Here is a 15,875-nt window from a genome sequence, read left to right as displayed (position 1 = left end):
GTAGAGGCAAAGCATGTCGATTTCTTTTGATAAAGCATTAGGTATTCATCAATATACTGTTGGTGCACGTGCAACTCGTGCGGAAACGTTGGCGAGTAACCTTGCTAATGTCAATACTCCCGGCTTTAAGGCAAAAGATGTCGACTTTAGCCGCGTTCTTCAATCGGCGACGGCGGGGGCAAACGTTGGCCTTAACCGTACTAATGGGCGGCATATTACTGCCTCTCCTGCCGCTAGTGGCGAGCAACTTTATCGAGTGCCAACTCAGCCTGATACTGGTGATGGCAATACTGTTGATGCGCAATTAGAACAAAACTTATTTATGCAAAACAGTATTGAATATCAAGCATCATTGGATTTTTTAGGTTCTAAATTTAAGAACTTAACCAAGGCATTGAAAGGGGAATAATGGATGAGTTTATTTAATATATTTAATGTTACGGGCTCAGCCATGAGTGCAGAATCAGTACGACTTAATACCACCTCTAGTAACTTAGCCAATGCCAATAGTGTCAGTAGTTCAGCGCAAGAAACTTATAAAGCGCGTTACCCTATTTTTGCGGCAGCGCTTGATAGTGCTAATCAAGGCGATGCTAGCGTACCAGTACAACTGCAAGGGATCGTTGAAAGTAATGAGCCATTAAGTGCTGAATATAATCCTGAGCATCCATTAGCAAACAGTGCGGGTTATATTTATAAACCTAACGTTAATGTGATGGAAGAAATGGCCAATATGATCTCTGCATCACGTTCTTATCAAAATAACGTTCAAGTGGCTGATGCCAGTAAACAAATGCTAATGAAAACATTACAGATGGGCAAATAAGCGAAGGAGCTAGTGTTATGACAACCATTAATGGCGCAGGGCAATCCCTTTCTTATCTTGACCAACTTAAAGGTATGCAAGATAAAAAAATCGCTCAAGAACAGCCAACAACAGGCACTAATCAATTAAAACAAGATGATTTTTTATCGCTGTTAACCAAACAATTAGCCCAACAAGATCCGTTTAAGCCCGTGGGTAATGATCAGATGATTGCTCAAATGGCATCCTTTGCGACCGTTGATGGCATCAATAAAATGAATGAACAATTTGGTTCACTCAATAGTGCTATGACATCAAACCAAGCCTTACAAGCCTCATCGTTGGTTGGGCAAGATGTACTTATTCCAAGTGCCACAGCACTTAAAAACCATGATGGTGAAATGGCAGGCATGGTTCGGCTGCAACAAGGGGTCGATAACGCCATTCTTCGAGTTGAAAATGAGCAAGGGGTATTAGTAAAAACCATTACTCTAGGTGCAAAATCAGCCGGAGAGCATTCGTTTACATGGGATGGCAAAGACGATGTAGGCAATGTAATGCCACAGGGTAAATATAATTTCTCAGTATCAGGTAACGTTGGTGGTGAAAGTCAGCAATTTGAAGTGTTAACCCACGCCAATGTAAATAGCGTTTTATTGGGTAATAGCGACGGTAAAGTGATGTTAAACCTTGCTGGTGTAACTAAACCTGTCAACCTCGCTGAAGTTTTACAAATAGGTAAAAGCGCCCAATCTGCGGCCCCACTGAGTACACAACAAGGATAATTAACTGATGAGCATGAATATCGCATTAAGTGGCTTGGGTGCTGCGCAAAAGGATTTAAACACCACCAGTAATAACATTGCTAACGCCAATACCTTTGGTTTTAAAGAGTCGCGGGCAGAGTTTGGTGATGTGTATTCGAATTCCATTTTCTCAAATTCTAAAACCACTACTGGTGGTGGTGTCCAAACCTCAACGGTAGCGCAACAGTTCCATGAAGGTTCAAGTATTTATACTAATAATCCGCTTGATTTACGGGTGTCTGGTGCGGGTTTTTTTGCAGTTGCAGATAATAAAAATGAAGCAGCAAATAGCAATTTAACCCGTAATGGTGCGTTTCAATTAAATAATGAAAATGAACTGGTTAACTCTGAAGGTAAGTTTTTATTAGGTTATCCTGTTAACCAAGATTCAAATACGGTAGCTTCTTATGAGGCAAAATCTTTAAAAATTGACGATGTTTTTGGGCAGCCCACTGCGTCTAAAAATATCAAGGTTTCTCTCAATCTGCCGAATAAAGAAACGGTGCCTAAAGCGCAACCATTTGATTTTAAAAATAGTGATTCATTTAGTCGTTCTACGTCATCGACTATTTATGACTCACTCGGTAAGCCATATAAAATGACCACTTATTATGTGGCTAAGTATGATCCTAATGCCGTGGCACCAGAATCAACCAATGCCAATACATGGGAAGTCTACCAAACCGTGACTGATAATAACGGCAAAGAAAAAGCATTAGATGCTAAAGCAGAGTCTTTACCTGCGGGGTATTCAGTAGCAGGTGCAAATGGGCACCTTGGGTATGTGATGAAGTTTGATGCTAATGGACAACCACTAAAAGCAACACCAGCAGTACCGCCTGACGCTGCTATTCCAGGAACACCATTAAATATTCAGATGGAAAGTTTTGCTGAGGCGGCTATTGATGTAGGTGGTGCGGATGCAACTCAAGCAATAGCCATGAATTATGAAGATCCAACCCAGTATGCGTCGGCGTTTGAAGTGCGCAAGTTTCAGGATGTTGATGGTGCATCAACAGGGTATTTATCTAAAGTTGATATCGATCCTGATGGCAATATCATGGCCTCTTACTCAAACGGTAAAGATTTGGTTGTTGGTCGTGTAGCGATGGCACGAGTAGCTAATGAGCAAGGGTTGACGCAACTTGGTGGATCGCTATGGAATGCGACTCAAGAGTCAGGTGAAGTGGTGTGGGGTGATGCATCTCAGGGTTCATTTGGTGCCATTAAAAGCGGCACTTTAGAGCAATCAAACATCGATATGACTCAAGAGTTGGTGGATTTGATCAGTGCCCAGCGTAACTTCCAAGCCAGTTCTCGTGCATTAGATGTTAATAACCAACTCCAGCAAAATATTCTTCAGATTCGTTAATTTCAAATGCGTTAATAATTATTATGAATAGATCAACGCCACCGTTATCGGTGGCGTTTTTGTTTCTTCAGTTCTCAATTTTTCGCACTTGTTATTTTTTATTTATATCTTGGCGTAATTTTTGCTTTAAATCGGCTAATGCACAGAGGAGTGTCAAAAAAATGGATCGGGCGCTGTTTCTCGCCATGAGCGGGGCAAAACAAGATATGCAAGGCATGCGAGTCCATGCTAATAACCTTGCTAACGTCAGTACAACGGGCTTTCGTGCTGATTTACAACAGGCGCGCAGTATGCAGGCATTTGGTGAAGGGGTGCCAAGTCGTGTATTTACCATGGCCGAGCGTACAGGTAACGATTTTGCGCAAGGGTCAATGATCAATACTGGCCGTGATCTTGATGTTGCAGTGCAAGGTGATGGTTGGTTGACGGTTCAAGATGCGGGGGGACAAGAAGGTTATACTCGCGCGGGTCATTTAAAAGTTGATCAAATGGGCATGCTGCAAAACAGTAATGGTCAGCTTGTTTTAGGGCGCAATGATAGCCCGATCTTTATTCCTCTGCCGATTAATAAAATTGAAATTAGTCAAGATGGTACGGTTTCAGTAATCCCTAAAGGTGCACCATCTGATGTGATGGTAACAGTCGATCGTATTAAGTTAGTGAAACCTGAAAATCGTAGTCTATTTAAAGATACTGATGGTTTATTTAAAGTGATTGGTAATCGTGATCCATTAGATGCCGATGCGAGTGTTAGTTTAGCGAAAGGCATGCTTGAAGGTAGTAATGTTAATGCGGTGGCCGAAATGACCAGCATGATTGATTTACAGCGTCACTTTGAAATGCAAGTGAAGTTAATGAAATCAGCCGAAGAAATGGATAAATCCTCATCTTCACTGATGCGTATCAGCTAATTACTCAAGGACGATCATTATGCATCCAGCATTGTGGGTTAGTAAAACGGGTTTAGATGCCCAACAAACCAATATCTCAACCATTTCTAATAACTTAGCTAACGCCTCGACGATTGGTTTTAAGAAAAGTCGTGCGGTCTTTGAAGATCTTTTTTATCAAAATATTAATCAGCCCGGCGGTAAATCAACCCAAGATACCACATCGCCAAGTGGCTTAATGTTGGGGGCGGGTTCAAAAGTGGTAGCGACTCAAAAAGTCTTTACTCAAGGCAATACTCAAACCACCAATAACGCCATGGATATGATGATCGAAGGCGATGGTTTTTTCCAAGTCTTACTGCCTGATGGCAATATCGGTTATACCCGTAATGGTCAATTTACGATTAATAATCAAGGTATTTTAGTCACCAGTGGTAGCGGTTATCCGGTTCAGCCAGAAATTGTGGTGCCTGATAATGCGGTGGGTATTACTGTGGGGACTGATGGCGAAGTCTCGGCACGTATTCGTGATCAACAAGAAAATGAAGTGTTAGGGCAATTAACTACGACTGATTTTATTAACCCCGCAGGTTTAGAACCAATTGGACAGAACTTATTCTTACCAACCGGTGCTAGTGGCGATCCACAAGAAGGTACGCCGGGCTTAGAAGGTTTTGGTTCTATTCGTCAATCGATGCTTGAAACCTCCAATGTCAATGTAACCGAAGAGCTAGTGAACATGATTGAAGCACAGCGGGTTTATGAAATGAACTCAAAGGTGATTTCAACCGTTGACCAAATGCTAAGTTATGTTAATCAGCAATTATAACTTTATTGGCAAAGGAATCGCTGTGAAAGTACACCAAAATAGTTATTGGCGCTGGAGCATGGTTGCATTTATTTTTAGTTTAAGCGGCTGTATGTCAACACCAGATTCTGTTGGGAGTGATATTGAAAAAGCCACCACCAATGTTGATGCTGTTGAAGGTAAGCAGACAGAATCAAAAAGTTTAATTGATCGTTTACGTGGCCGTGAAGATGCGCAAATGAACGATCCTGCTTGGAATCCAGTGCGACCTCAAGATAAACCTGAGCATTATGCTACTGCAACCGGATCTCTATTTAATCAGGCGCAGGCGCAAGATTTATATGATGACACTAAACCGCGTGGTATTGGTGATATTGTGACAATTTTGCTTGAAGAAAAAACCACAGCTAAGAAAAATGCCAGCTCAGATCTCGATAAGAAAACCGATCTTCACATGAAGCCGATTGATCTTGGTGGTAAGCCTGTCACTTTGCATGATTACACGCTGTCTTATGGAATGGCAAATAATAACTCTTTTGCCGGATCTACTTCAGCGGATCAAAGTAACAGTATTAAAGGCTCGATCTCGGTTGAAGTCGTCGATGTGCTTAGCAATGGTAATTTAGTTATTCGTGGCGAGAAGTGGTTAATGCTTAATACTGGGGAAGAATATATTCGTGTTAGCGGCAATATTCGTCCCGATGATATTGATCAAGATAATAGTATTGCCTCAACCCGTATTTCTAATGCGCGTATTCAATATTCAGGCACCGGTGATCGCCAAGATGTTCAGCAGCAAAATTGGTTATCACGCTTTTTCAATGTCGCTTTTTAAGTTGATTTTTTAGTAAGGTTAATTGCCTTATCGTTTTAATTTTTCGGAGAGTTGCTTGAACATTTCGACAATATGTTTATTGGCATTTACATTCTTTGCTACAACCGTACAGGCGGCACGCATTAAAGATGTTGCAGCGGTTGCAGGCGTACGGAGTAACCAATTAGTGGGTTATGGTTTAGTGGTTGGTTTACCAGGAACAGGTGAAACCACGCCGTTTACCGAACAAACCTTTAATGCGATGCTGCAAAATTTTGGTATTCAATTACCTGTTGGTACTAAACCAAAAACCAAAAATGTTGCAGCAGTAGCGGTGAATGCCACCTTGCCCGCGTTTACGAAGCAAGGTCAGACTATTGATATTACTGTATCTTCGATTGGCTCAGCGAAAAGTTTACGTGGCGGCACACTGTTACAAACGTTTCTAAAAGGTCTTGATGGTAAAGTGTATGCGATTGCCCAAGGCAGTTTAGTAGTCGGCGGTTTTAGTGCTGAGGGGGCTGACGGTTCTAAAGTGGTCGGTAATACGCCAACGGTGGGTCGTATCACTAATGGTGCGATGGTTGAACAAGAAGTCTCAAATCCGTTTGGTCGTGGGGATTATCTAACGTTTAATTTATATGAGTCTGATTTTACTACTGCCCAGAGAATGTCTGATTCTATTAATCAATTTTTAGGGCCACAAATGGCGTCAGCGGTTGATGCTACCTCTATTCGAGTGCGGGCACCACGTGATGTCAGTCAGCGAGTGGCGTTTTTATCAACGGTAGAAAACCTAGAGTTTGATCCTGCTGAAGGTTCAGCCAAAATTATTGTAAATTCACGTACTGGGACGATTGTTATCGGACAACATGTCAAATTACGCCCAGCAGCGATCACCCATGGTGGTATGACGGTCTCAATTAAAGAGAATCCACAAGTGAGTCAACCCAATGCCTTTGCTGGTGGTGATACGGTTGTGGTGCCTAATTCTCAGATCACCGTTAATGAATCAGATGCGCGCATGTTCAAATTTGAACCAGGGGTGACATTAGATGAATTAGTACGAGCGGTGAACCAAGTTGGCGCAGCCCCCTCAGATTTAATGGCTATTTTACAAGCGTTAAAACAAGCAGGTGCCATTGAAGGCCAGTTAATTATTATCTAATATTTAAGAGAGTGGCAATGAAACACATAGAGCCTAGTTTTATTCATGATTTAAGTAGCCTTGATCGCTTGCGAGCTGGAATTGGTGAGGATAAAAAAGGCTCTTTACGTGAAGCCGCTGTTCAATTTGAATCTATTTTTACACAGATGTTATTTAAATCGATGCGTGAAGCAAATAGTGCATTTGAATCTGATTTAATGAGCAGTAATAATAGCAAATTTTATCAACAAATGCATGATGAACAATTATCCTCGCAGCTAAGTACTACTGGCAGTCTTGGGCTAGCGGATATGATTGTTAAACAGTTAGGGGGTGAACAACAAGATTTAAGCCAACACCAGCCAACAACCGATTTGTACTCACAACAACAGCCGCAGCCATTCTCAATTCGGCCAATTAATGCTGATCCTGCGACTTTACCATTTGCTAAATCTTCTATTAGTCAATCAGATCCATTGGATAAACCACTGCCACACCAGAAAATGGTTACAGTTGCTGCTAAGACTGAGCCAACGTTGCGACCAAAAATCACAGAGCCGATAAGTTTCGCTTCTGCAGAAGCATTTGTGAGTCACATGAAGCCTTATGCTCAGCAAGCGGCACGCACATTAGGCACTGATCCCGCTTTGTTAATTGCTCAAGCGGCTTTAGAAACAGGCTGGGGAAAAAAGGTGATCAACAATGCGCTTGGCTCAAGCAATAATTTATTTAATATAAAAGCTGATCCACGTTGGGAGGGGCAAAAGGTTGCCACTAAAACATTAGAATTTTATGATGGTATTGCCGTTCAAGAGCAAGCTGCATTTCGTTCGTATGATTCTTATCAGCATAGTTTTGATGATTTTGTGAATTTCTTACAGCATAATCCACGCTATTCAAAAGCATTAACCCACAGTAATCAGCCGCAGCAATTTATTCGTGAAATCCATCAGGCAGGGTATGCCACCGATCCGAATTACAGTAATAAGGTTCTGGCTGTCATGAAAAAAGTGCAGAGCTTATTGTGATCAGAATGTACTGTAATTAGAATTAACGGTGAGTAAAGAAGAGTAACAAAAGCAGAGTTAATTAAGTTGTAAGTAATCGTTATTATCACACGACGATATCAATTAAGCTTGAAACCATTTTAATGAGATCGTTACTCTCAAATAACGCTCCTTCTACTTCTTTATCAGAGACTTGCTTTGGTGGTTGCTCATCATCAAAGCTATCGGTGATTAATGGTACTACTACTTCTTTTATCGCGTAACCAATTAATCCAGAAAGTAAAATGTTCATTCACCTGATCCTTTTTATAGCGCTGTTTTGCTATTGTTTTGATTGTTATTTTATTTATATCGGCAGCTGCAGCAAAATTATAAGTAAATAAATGCTAATTAACAGTATTTATTTAGACATCGATGCTAGCGATATATTTATTTAAAAGTGGTTCATTTCTTGCTTGTTAGTTGTAGCGTTATCGCAATACGTTGTTGGTAATGGTCTAATTTTTAGCGGGGAGCAATTGGCAATGGCGGTAGATTTGATGCAAATTGGGGTGAGTGGCTTACGCACATCTCAAAAACAATTGGATGTGGCAAGTCATAACATTACCAATGTCAACACGCCAGGATATAGTCGTCAAGTTGTTGAACAAAAATCTGATGATGCGCAGTGGAACGGTAATAATTATTATGGCACAGGTGCTTATATTGATAACGTTAGTCGTGCTTATGACCAATTTGCTGCCCGCGAACTGACGCTTTCCACCACTCAACTAGAAGAGGCTAATGTTAAACAACAGCATTTAGCAATGTTGGATGATTTTAGCTCTAAAAGTGCCGTTAATAGCGTTAATAGTATGAACGATTTTTATCATTCAGTACGCTCTCTTGCTGATAATCCTAGCGATCTAGGTAGCCGTCAAACGGTACTAGAACATGCCAATCAAGCAGCGGTTAATCTTAATAATGCCCACGAAACCCTAACCAATATTCGTACTGATGTTAATCAGCAACTCGATGTTTCACTTGAACGCGTCAATGCGCTAGGGCAAGAACTTGCCGCAGTCAATACCAGCCTGCAACAACAATCAAATAGTGATGGCAGTAACGATCTGTTTGATCAACAACGAACGCTGATCAACGAATTAGCCAAATATACTCAAGTGACTGTATTGGCTGATAAAGGCAGTTTAGCCAATACGGTTATCATTGGTAGCGGTGATACTTTGGTTTCTGGTGTGAGTGCATCGCAGTTGACACTCGTCGATGGCGATCCTGATGTTGCCAATAAACAAATTGCGTTAATCAATGGCAATAACAGTAAACCGATTAAAAGTGACACCATTGGTGGCAGCTTAGGGGCAATGTTAACGGTGCGCGATGATGTGATTGATAAAAGTTTAGATCAACTCGGACAGATGGCGCTAGGCTTTGGGGCGCAAATGAATGATCTTCAACAACAAGGTGTTGATCTTAATGGTCAGCAAGGACAAGCGTTGTTCAATGACATTAATAGCCCTAATGCTATGTCGCAACGCGCACTTAAACCGTTGGGTAGCAGCAGTGATATTAGCGTTAAAATTGACGATATTAACCAGCTTAAACTGGGTGATTATCAATTAGTCAGTGATGCGACCAGCCATACCTTGATTGATCAGCAAGGAAATAAAACCCAACTGGAAGCCGATGCTGACGGCAAGTTTGTTGCTAAGGTTGATGGTCTTGAAATTACTATTAATAAACCGCCAACATTAACCGCTGGTGAGACTGAAACTAGCGTGATTCAACCTTTACGTCGTGGCGCAGCAGATATTTCATTGGCAATGACCGATCCACGTGGATTGGCGGGTCATCGTCAGTTAACCGCGATTGCCGCTGAATCCAATCTTGGCTCAGCAACTATCACCAAAGCGACTGCTGTGCCTGATAATGCAGCTGGGCGCTATCAATTACAGTTAAATGCCGCGGGCGATCAAGTTACCGTTACTGACTTAAAAACCAATACTAATGTTGAATTAGCGGATAATAAATATTCAGCTGAAAATGGCGCAACCATTGCCTTTAAAACAGGCGCTACGACGTCAATACCAGTGATGACCTTATCTGTTGGCGCACAAGCTAACGACAGCTTTGAGGTTGAACTTGGTACGCAAAATTCCCAAGGCGGTAATGGTAACTTCTTGGCGATGCAGCAAGTTCAGCATCAAAAGACCATGGCAGACGGTAAATCAAGTGTGATTGATGTCTTTGAAGGCTTAGCGACAGATATTGGTATGCTTAAAAAAAATGCCGATAAATTAACTGAAGTAAATCAGCTTGATTTTGATTCCGCCTCAGAGCGGGTATCGAATCTGTCAGGGGTTAATCTTGATGAAGAAGCCGCCAACTTAATGAAGTTTCAACAATCGTATATGGCGTCATCACGAATTATGTCAGTGGCAAAAGAAACCTTTGATACCTTAATGCGCGCAGTATAATCAGGAGTTGTTATGATCAATCGCGTCTCAACCGCCAGCCAATACCAAAACCTGACCTCCAACTTAATGCGTAAGCAAGGCGAGCTTAATCAAACTAACGGTCAACTTTCTAGCGGCAAACGGGTCGAAACCGCAGGCGATGATCCAGTGTCCTCAGTGACAATTCAAAACTATCGCCAACAACTGACTCAAATCGATCAATATAATAGTGCCATCACCCTTGCAAATAATCGTCTGCAAACCATGGAAACCGCGATTGCAGGAGTTGAAGATAACCTTGGCGCAACTAAGCAAAAAGTGCTCGGTATGATCAATGGCGCGATGGCAAGTAACGACCGCACCGCATTTAAAGATGAATTAATCAGCCTGCGTGATGGTTTACTGGAATTAGCCAATAGCCGTGATGAAGCGGGTAATTATGTGTTTGCGGGTAATCAATCTGACACTAAGCCGTTTATGGAAGCCTCTGATGGCAGCATGAACTATCACGGTGATAACCAGTCGCGTTATGCGCAAATTGATAAATCGGTTAACGTAAAAACCAGTCTGCCTGGGGATCAATTATTTACTGATGTCCCTAATAGCTACGGTGATTTTCGACCTGTCTTTAGCGATGGTGCTGGTGGCTTAACTGATGGATCTAAACTGCACCTACTTTCTGCCACTACCAGTGATTTTAGTTCAGCTGAAGCTATTGAAGTGAGTTTCAATGAAGTTGATGTCGCAGCGGCGGATGGTACAACAACCAAAGAGATGCAATATAATTTAACCGTTGGGGGCAAAGTCGTCGCTGCAAATCAAGCTTATGATTCAGAACAAGGCATCGTTTATAAAGATCCTGCAGTTGCCGATAGCGCCACCCTTAATTTAAAATTTGATGGTATCAGCAGTGGCGATAGCATTGCGCTAAAGCCTGCCCAAACCATCAATATATTTGATTCAATTCAGAGTGCAATTGATAACGCAGAGCGTTCAACCTCATCGCCAGCAGCAGAAGCAAACTTACAGCGAGTGATTGATGATCTCGACAGTGGCTTTGTGCACATGAACCAGCAACGTTCAGAAGTCGGCATTATTATGCAGCGGGTCGATCGCCAATTAGAACAACATCTGGATTTTGAGTTAACCCTCAATCAGGCGCAAAGTGGCTTAGAAGATCTCGATTACAGCAAAGCTATCATGGATATGAATCAACAAATGATGGCGCTGCAAGCCTCGCAGCAAGCGTTTGGGCAAACTAAGCAATTGTCATTGTTTAATTATATTTAAGGGACGAGGCTATCCGTGATCTACTCAATGCGTGCTTGAGCCTAACAGATGGCAGTGAATTTAATCATGACAACCCTAATGACTCTACAACGCGTGGGGAGTAGATTCCCTATCTCGTTCGTAACCTCACTGTAGGAAATGACGGGGTGGGGTTTGGCACTCACGGTCGGCAATAACGGGGTTGGCACTCACGTAGCTCATTATGCGTCATCTCGGAAGTCGAGGGACGAGGCTATCCGTGATCTACTCAACGCGTGCTTGAGCCTAAAAGACGCTAGTTAATTCAATCATGACAACCCCAATAAGCCACTCGCCAAATATTCTCCCTATTTATCAATTGTTAAATTCATATACAAAATCCTAAAAATAATCCTCAAGCTTCGCCAAAAGGTGCCGTTAACTTTAGCACTAAGTTAATTAAATCTCTTTTTAACCCGGCACCACGTCTGGGAAAGATCATACCAAGGAGTGTCACCTTTATGGCTATTACAATTAATACTAACGTAACAGCAATGACTGCCCAGCGTAACCTTAACAGTGCAAGCAGCAGTGTTGCCGACAGCATGCAAAAATTATCATCTGGTCTGCGTATTAACTCTGCCAAAGACGATGCAGCCGGTCTGCAAATCTCAAACCGTTTGACTAACCAAACCAATGGTCTAAACGTTGCAATGCGTAACGCTAACGATGGCGTGTCAATGGCACAGACTGCTGAAGGTGCGATGTCAGAATCAACCACCATCATGGAGCGTATGCGTGAGTTAGCACTACAATCGGCTAACGGTTCAAACTCAGATAAAGACCGTGACGCCATGCAGAAAGAAATGGGTGAACTACAAAGCGAAATGAACCGTATTGCTGATACTACTAGTTTTGGTGGTCAGAGCCTGCTTGATGGTTCATTTGGTTCAAGAGATTTTCAAATTGGTGCTAATTCAAATGAAACGCAAAGCTTAGGATTGATGGATGTATCTTCACACGCTTTGGGTCAAACTTATAAAAGTTTTGGTACGGATGCTGCTGGTGATATGGAGTTAAGTGCAACAGCAGTTGCCGGAACTCAAGGTGCTAATGGATCTGTAACTATTGATGTTGGTGGTAAATCTCAGTCAATTTCATTAGGTCATGATATGAATGCTGAAGAGTTACAAGAAAAAATCAATAATATTGATGGATTAAGTGGTGTTTCTGTCTCTCAGGGGAGTGATAAATCTGCAGCGGTAAATGCAACAATGGATATTACTTCACTATCGATGGGAGCAGGAACGACAGGTAGTTTAAATATTAATGGTATTGATATATCACTAGATGATATAGCTGCAACAGATGTTAGTGCTGGTAAACTAGATGCTTTAAATAAAGCAGCTGTCGAAAAAATTAATGAAATGTCAGAAAAAACAGGTGTAACAGCTACAGTTGATTATGCAGGTGGTGCTTCAGACGGTACGGTTGCCGGTAAGATTGTACTAGAAGCTGCTGATGGAAAGAATATAGCAGCATCAGCAACAGTAACCGGTAGTGTAGGTACAGGTACTGATGCTGCTAGTGGTGCTGCTGGTACCGATGCAACAATAAAACTAGGTGATGCTGCACTTATTACTGGTGCTGGGGGAGATGCAGCCACAGATTCAGCTGATCCTACTGCTGGTCGTAGTGCTAATGGTAATGAAGTGGTTGATGGTGTTCCTGCGGTTAAAGGTGATTTCTCAATTAATTTTGCTTCAGCAAAACTGGATGCATCTGTTGAAGGTGATGTGAAAGTCGGCGATACAGTACTTACTCAAAAAGAAGGTACAACAACCGAATCTGTAGCAAGCTTAGATCTATCAACTCAGGCTGGCGCACAAAACGCGATTGACGTACTTGATGCTGCAATGGAGCAAGTCGACTCAAAACGTGCGGAAATCGGTGCCTTCCAAAACCGCATGACGCACACCATGAGCAACTTGGCTAACATCAACGAAAACGTTAATGCGTCAAATAGCCGTATCAAAGATGTTGATTTCGCCTCTGAAACTATCAACATGACTAAAGGTCAGATCCTGCAACAAGCGGGTACTTCTATCCTTGCGCAAGCAAAACAAATTCCACAAGCAGCACTTAGCCTATTAGGTTAATCCGCTCTAAATATCGTGCCCTGTTGATATTATCAGCAGGGCATTATTGTATTTTAATCGCTAACAAATATGCTCAAGGAACTGGCTATGGCGATCACTTCTACTGCTGCAACAGGACAATATACCGCGCTACCAACATCATTAAATAGTACGACTTCTGCGACGGTCAATACTGCTAATCAGTCTAAATCTGATCCAACTTATAGTGAGTTACCACCAAGCGGCAAGCCATTGCCACTGATAACAGCGTTAACGGATGTTGATGATGTTAATCACCCTCTTGATGACAATCCGCTTAATTCATTTACGCCTGATCCTATTGCAGAGCAAGAACGCATTAAGCAGATTGAACAAGCATTACAACAATGTAATCGCAGTTTACGTTTCCACCAAGATGAGGAAACAGGCAAGCAGATTGCCACCATTGTTGATAATAAAACCGGTGATGTGATTCGCCAAGTTCCGGCACAAGAATTGCTAGAGTTAAACAAAAATTTAGCCAAGCATGCTCTGGGCTCTATCAGTAAAACAGTGTAGAGGACATAACTATGGGGTTAAGTGCTGCCGGAATGGCATCAGGGCTAGATATTGCAGGCATGACGCAACAATTAGTTGCCGCTGAACGTAAACCAAAAGCAGATCGAATCACCACTCAGCAGAAACAGGTTAATGTCTCTCTTAGTGCTTATGGTCAGGTTAAATCATCGATCAGTAGCATGCAGTCAATGCTTGAAAAATTTGGTAAAGATGAAGCCTTTAATGGTCAAAAAGCCACATCTGATAACAGTGATTATTTATCGATAAAAGCTACTGCTAAAGCCAAAAGCGGGGTGTATAACATTAACATTCAGCAAATGGCGCAATCACATAAATTGATGGGTAAAGAACTATTCAGTGCCGATCCTGAAGCCTCTTTAGGTAGTGGTGAAATGGTGATTAAGGTTGGTGATAAATCAATGACCTTAAATATCGGTGAAGATAATGATGATTTATCGTCAGTAGTCGATGCAATTAATAATGCTGATGATAACCCCGGCGTCACTGCAACCTTAATCAATACCGGTGAAGAAGGCGGTTCAAAAATTGTATTTTCAACCAAAGAAACGGGTGAGGAAAATACTATTGAGATTGATACTTCAGCGATGACAGGGCAATTAGCGTCATTAGCTTATAAAGAAGGCATGACGGATAGTAAAGTTGAGCAAATGCAAGCTGCTCAAGATGCCAAAATCATGATCGATAACTTTACCACCGTGACCAGCAGTAATAACACCTTTGAAGATGTCATCGAAGGGGTAACGTTAGATCTTAAAAAGCTCACCGGTACATCGGGTTCCGAGAACCCTGAAACCGATGATATCGATGTTAAATCAGTAAAAATCACCATTGAAAGTGATGAGAAAAGCACTAAAGATTCACTGAAATCGTTTGTTGATAGTTATAACAGCTTAATGGGCACCATTGATAAGTTAACTGGTTTTGATGCTGATAAAGAGCCAGATGATCCTAATCGTGCCGGCGCATTGAACGGTGATAGCTTAACCCGCTCAGTGACCACCCAAATGCGTAATTTACTCAATGAGCCGATTGATATTAACGGTAAGCTGTATCAAATGTCTGATTTCGGGATTTCGATTCAGCGAGACGGCACCCTAGAGCTTGAAGAAGACAGCGATAAACTGGACGATATTATCAGCGAAAATTTTGCAGTTATCGGCCAATTTTTTGCAAAAGAAGACACTGGGTTTCTGGCTAAAGCCGATAAGTTGTTAGACAGTTTTACCGATAAAACTGATGGCTCATTGTCTGTTAAAGAAGACACGTTAAAAGAGCGCCAAAAATCATTAGACAATGACATGACAGAGCTTAATAAACGGATGGTCGCTTATGAAGATCGTACTTATAAACAGTTTTTAGCGATGGATGAAGCCATCGGCCAAATGAATAATCAACTTAGTAGCATGATGAGCTTGATGATGTCATTTGATTAAGGATAACCCATGCAACAAGTAATCACACTAGATCCACTTACTCAGCTTGAACGTCAAATAGAACAATTATTACTAGCGGAAGAGTACTCTGATGATTTTCCACAACAATTAGAAAACTTAGTCACTTTACGTCATCAGCAAGTGGAAGTTGTGCTTAAACAAACGGATTTATCACGGGCGGTATTTGATGATGTTGTGACACGTACGCAGGCGATGAAAGGGTTATTACAACAGCATAAAGATCGTATTGGTATGCAATTGGTACGTTCGAAAAAAAGTCAAAAATCATTATCGCTCTACAGCAATATTCAACAACACGGACAATAACCTCTAAACCTGATGTTTATTGATAATGTCTCGCTACTAAACAAAGGA

General features: G+C 41.7%; 16 protein-coding genes. 15 read left to right on the top strand and 1 reads right to left on the bottom strand.

The features are described from left to right. Nucleotides 1–13: 13 nt before the first annotated feature. The 9 genes from flgB to flgJ all read left to right on the top strand — a co-directional run bounded on the left by flgB (nt 14) and on the right by flgJ (nt 7,670). Nucleotides 14–409 (top strand): flagellar basal body rod protein FlgB, encoded by a 396-nt coding sequence (gene flgB / locus OC457_RS10360; RefSeq protein ID WP_045036602.1) that lies wholly within the window; start codon nt 14–16, stop codon nt 407–409. A 3-nt stretch (nt 410–412) separates the two neighbouring features. Next, nucleotides 413–826: a flagellar basal body rod protein FlgC gene (gene flgC / locus OC457_RS10355; protein ID WP_045036601.1), complete on the top strand. Its 414-nt coding sequence runs from the start codon at nt 413–415 to the stop codon at nt 824–826. Nucleotides 827–843: 17 nt separating this feature from the next. Then, nucleotides 844–1,590, top strand: a complete 747-nt coding sequence (gene flgD / locus OC457_RS10350; protein WP_080172870.1) for a flagellar hook assembly protein FlgD — start codon at nt 844–846, stop codon at nt 1,588–1,590. A gap of 7 nt (nt 1,591–1,597) precedes the next feature. Continuing rightward, on the top strand, nt 1,598–2,983 hold the full coding sequence (gene flgE / locus OC457_RS10345; RefSeq protein WP_080172871.1) for a flagellar hook protein FlgE: 1,386 nt from the start codon (nt 1,598–1,600) through the stop codon (nt 2,981–2,983). Between the two features lie 161 nt (nt 2,984–3,144). Continuing rightward, nucleotides 3,145–3,894: a flagellar basal-body rod protein FlgF gene (gene flgF / locus OC457_RS10340; RefSeq protein ID WP_080172873.1), complete on the top strand. Its 750-nt coding sequence runs from the start codon at nt 3,145–3,147 to the stop codon at nt 3,892–3,894. A 19-nt stretch (nt 3,895–3,913) separates the two neighbouring features. Beyond that, on the top strand, nt 3,914–4,702 hold the full coding sequence (flgG, locus tag OC457_RS10335; protein ID WP_080172875.1) for a flagellar basal-body rod protein FlgG: 789 nt from the start codon (nt 3,914–3,916) through the stop codon (nt 4,700–4,702). A gap of 58 nt (nt 4,703–4,760) precedes the next feature. Then, complete coding sequence (locus OC457_RS10330; protein WP_080173315.1) at nt 4,761–5,516, top strand: flagellar basal body L-ring protein FlgH; 756 nt, start codon at nt 4,761–4,763, stop codon at nt 5,514–5,516. Between the two features lie 55 nt (nt 5,517–5,571). After that, nucleotides 5,572–6,663: a flagellar basal body P-ring protein FlgI gene (locus OC457_RS10325; protein WP_080172877.1), complete on the top strand. Its 1,092-nt coding sequence runs from the start codon at nt 5,572–5,574 to the stop codon at nt 6,661–6,663. 17 nt (nt 6,664–6,680) lie between these two features. After that, the gene (flgJ, locus tag OC457_RS10320; protein WP_080172879.1) at nt 6,681–7,670 is read left to right on the top strand and encodes a flagellar assembly peptidoglycan hydrolase FlgJ; all 990 of its coding nucleotides are present in this window, start codon (nt 6,681–6,683) and stop codon (nt 7,668–7,670) included. 85 nt (nt 7,671–7,755) lie between these two features. Here flgJ and OC457_RS10315 read toward each other — a convergent pair whose 3' ends face one another. Further along, the gene (locus OC457_RS10315) at nt 7,756–7,941 is read right to left on the bottom strand and encodes a flagellar hook protein (protein WP_080172881.1); all 186 of its coding nucleotides are present in this window, start codon (nt 7,939–7,941) and stop codon (nt 7,756–7,758) included. Between the two features lie 163 nt (nt 7,942–8,104). On the opposite strand from OC457_RS10315, the gene flgK reads away from it, so the two are divergent. From flgK to OC457_RS10285, 6 genes are all read left to right on the top strand, one after another. Continuing rightward, nucleotides 8,105–10,123 (top strand): flagellar hook-associated protein FlgK, encoded by a 2,019-nt coding sequence (flgK, locus tag OC457_RS10310; RefSeq protein WP_235866885.1) that lies wholly within the window; start codon nt 8,105–8,107, stop codon nt 10,121–10,123. 12 nt (nt 10,124–10,135) lie between these two features. Then, entirely contained in the window at nt 10,136–11,392 is a 1,257-nt protein-coding gene (flgL, locus tag OC457_RS10305; protein ID WP_080172883.1) for a flagellar hook-associated protein FlgL, read from the top strand. Between the two features lie 479 nt (nt 11,393–11,871). Further along, nucleotides 11,872–13,509, top strand: coding sequence for a flagellin (locus OC457_RS20915; RefSeq protein WP_080172885.1), 1,638 nt, complete (start codon nt 11,872–11,874; stop codon nt 13,507–13,509). An 87-nt stretch (nt 13,510–13,596) separates the two neighbouring features. Next, complete coding sequence (locus OC457_RS10295; protein ID WP_080172887.1) at nt 13,597–14,046, top strand: flagellar protein FlaG; 450 nt, start codon at nt 13,597–13,599, stop codon at nt 14,044–14,046. Between the two features lie 11 nt (nt 14,047–14,057). Further along, nucleotides 14,058–15,500, top strand: coding sequence for a flagellar filament capping protein FliD (gene fliD, locus OC457_RS10290; RefSeq protein ID WP_080172888.1), 1,443 nt, complete (start codon nt 14,058–14,060; stop codon nt 15,498–15,500). A 9-nt stretch (nt 15,501–15,509) separates the two neighbouring features. Continuing rightward, on the top strand, nt 15,510–15,827 hold the full coding sequence (locus OC457_RS10285; protein WP_080172889.1) for a flagellar biosynthesis protein FliS: 318 nt from the start codon (nt 15,510–15,512) through the stop codon (nt 15,825–15,827). Nucleotides 15,828–15,875: the final 48 nt, after the last annotated feature.

The organism is Photobacterium toruni, from assembly GCF_024529955.1.
GTDB classification, from domain to species: domain Bacteria; phylum Pseudomonadota; class Gammaproteobacteria; order Enterobacterales; family Vibrionaceae; genus Photobacterium; species Photobacterium toruni.
The sequence above is the reverse complement of the archived record's forward strand: the minus strand, read 5'-3'. Positions and strand labels throughout refer to the sequence as shown.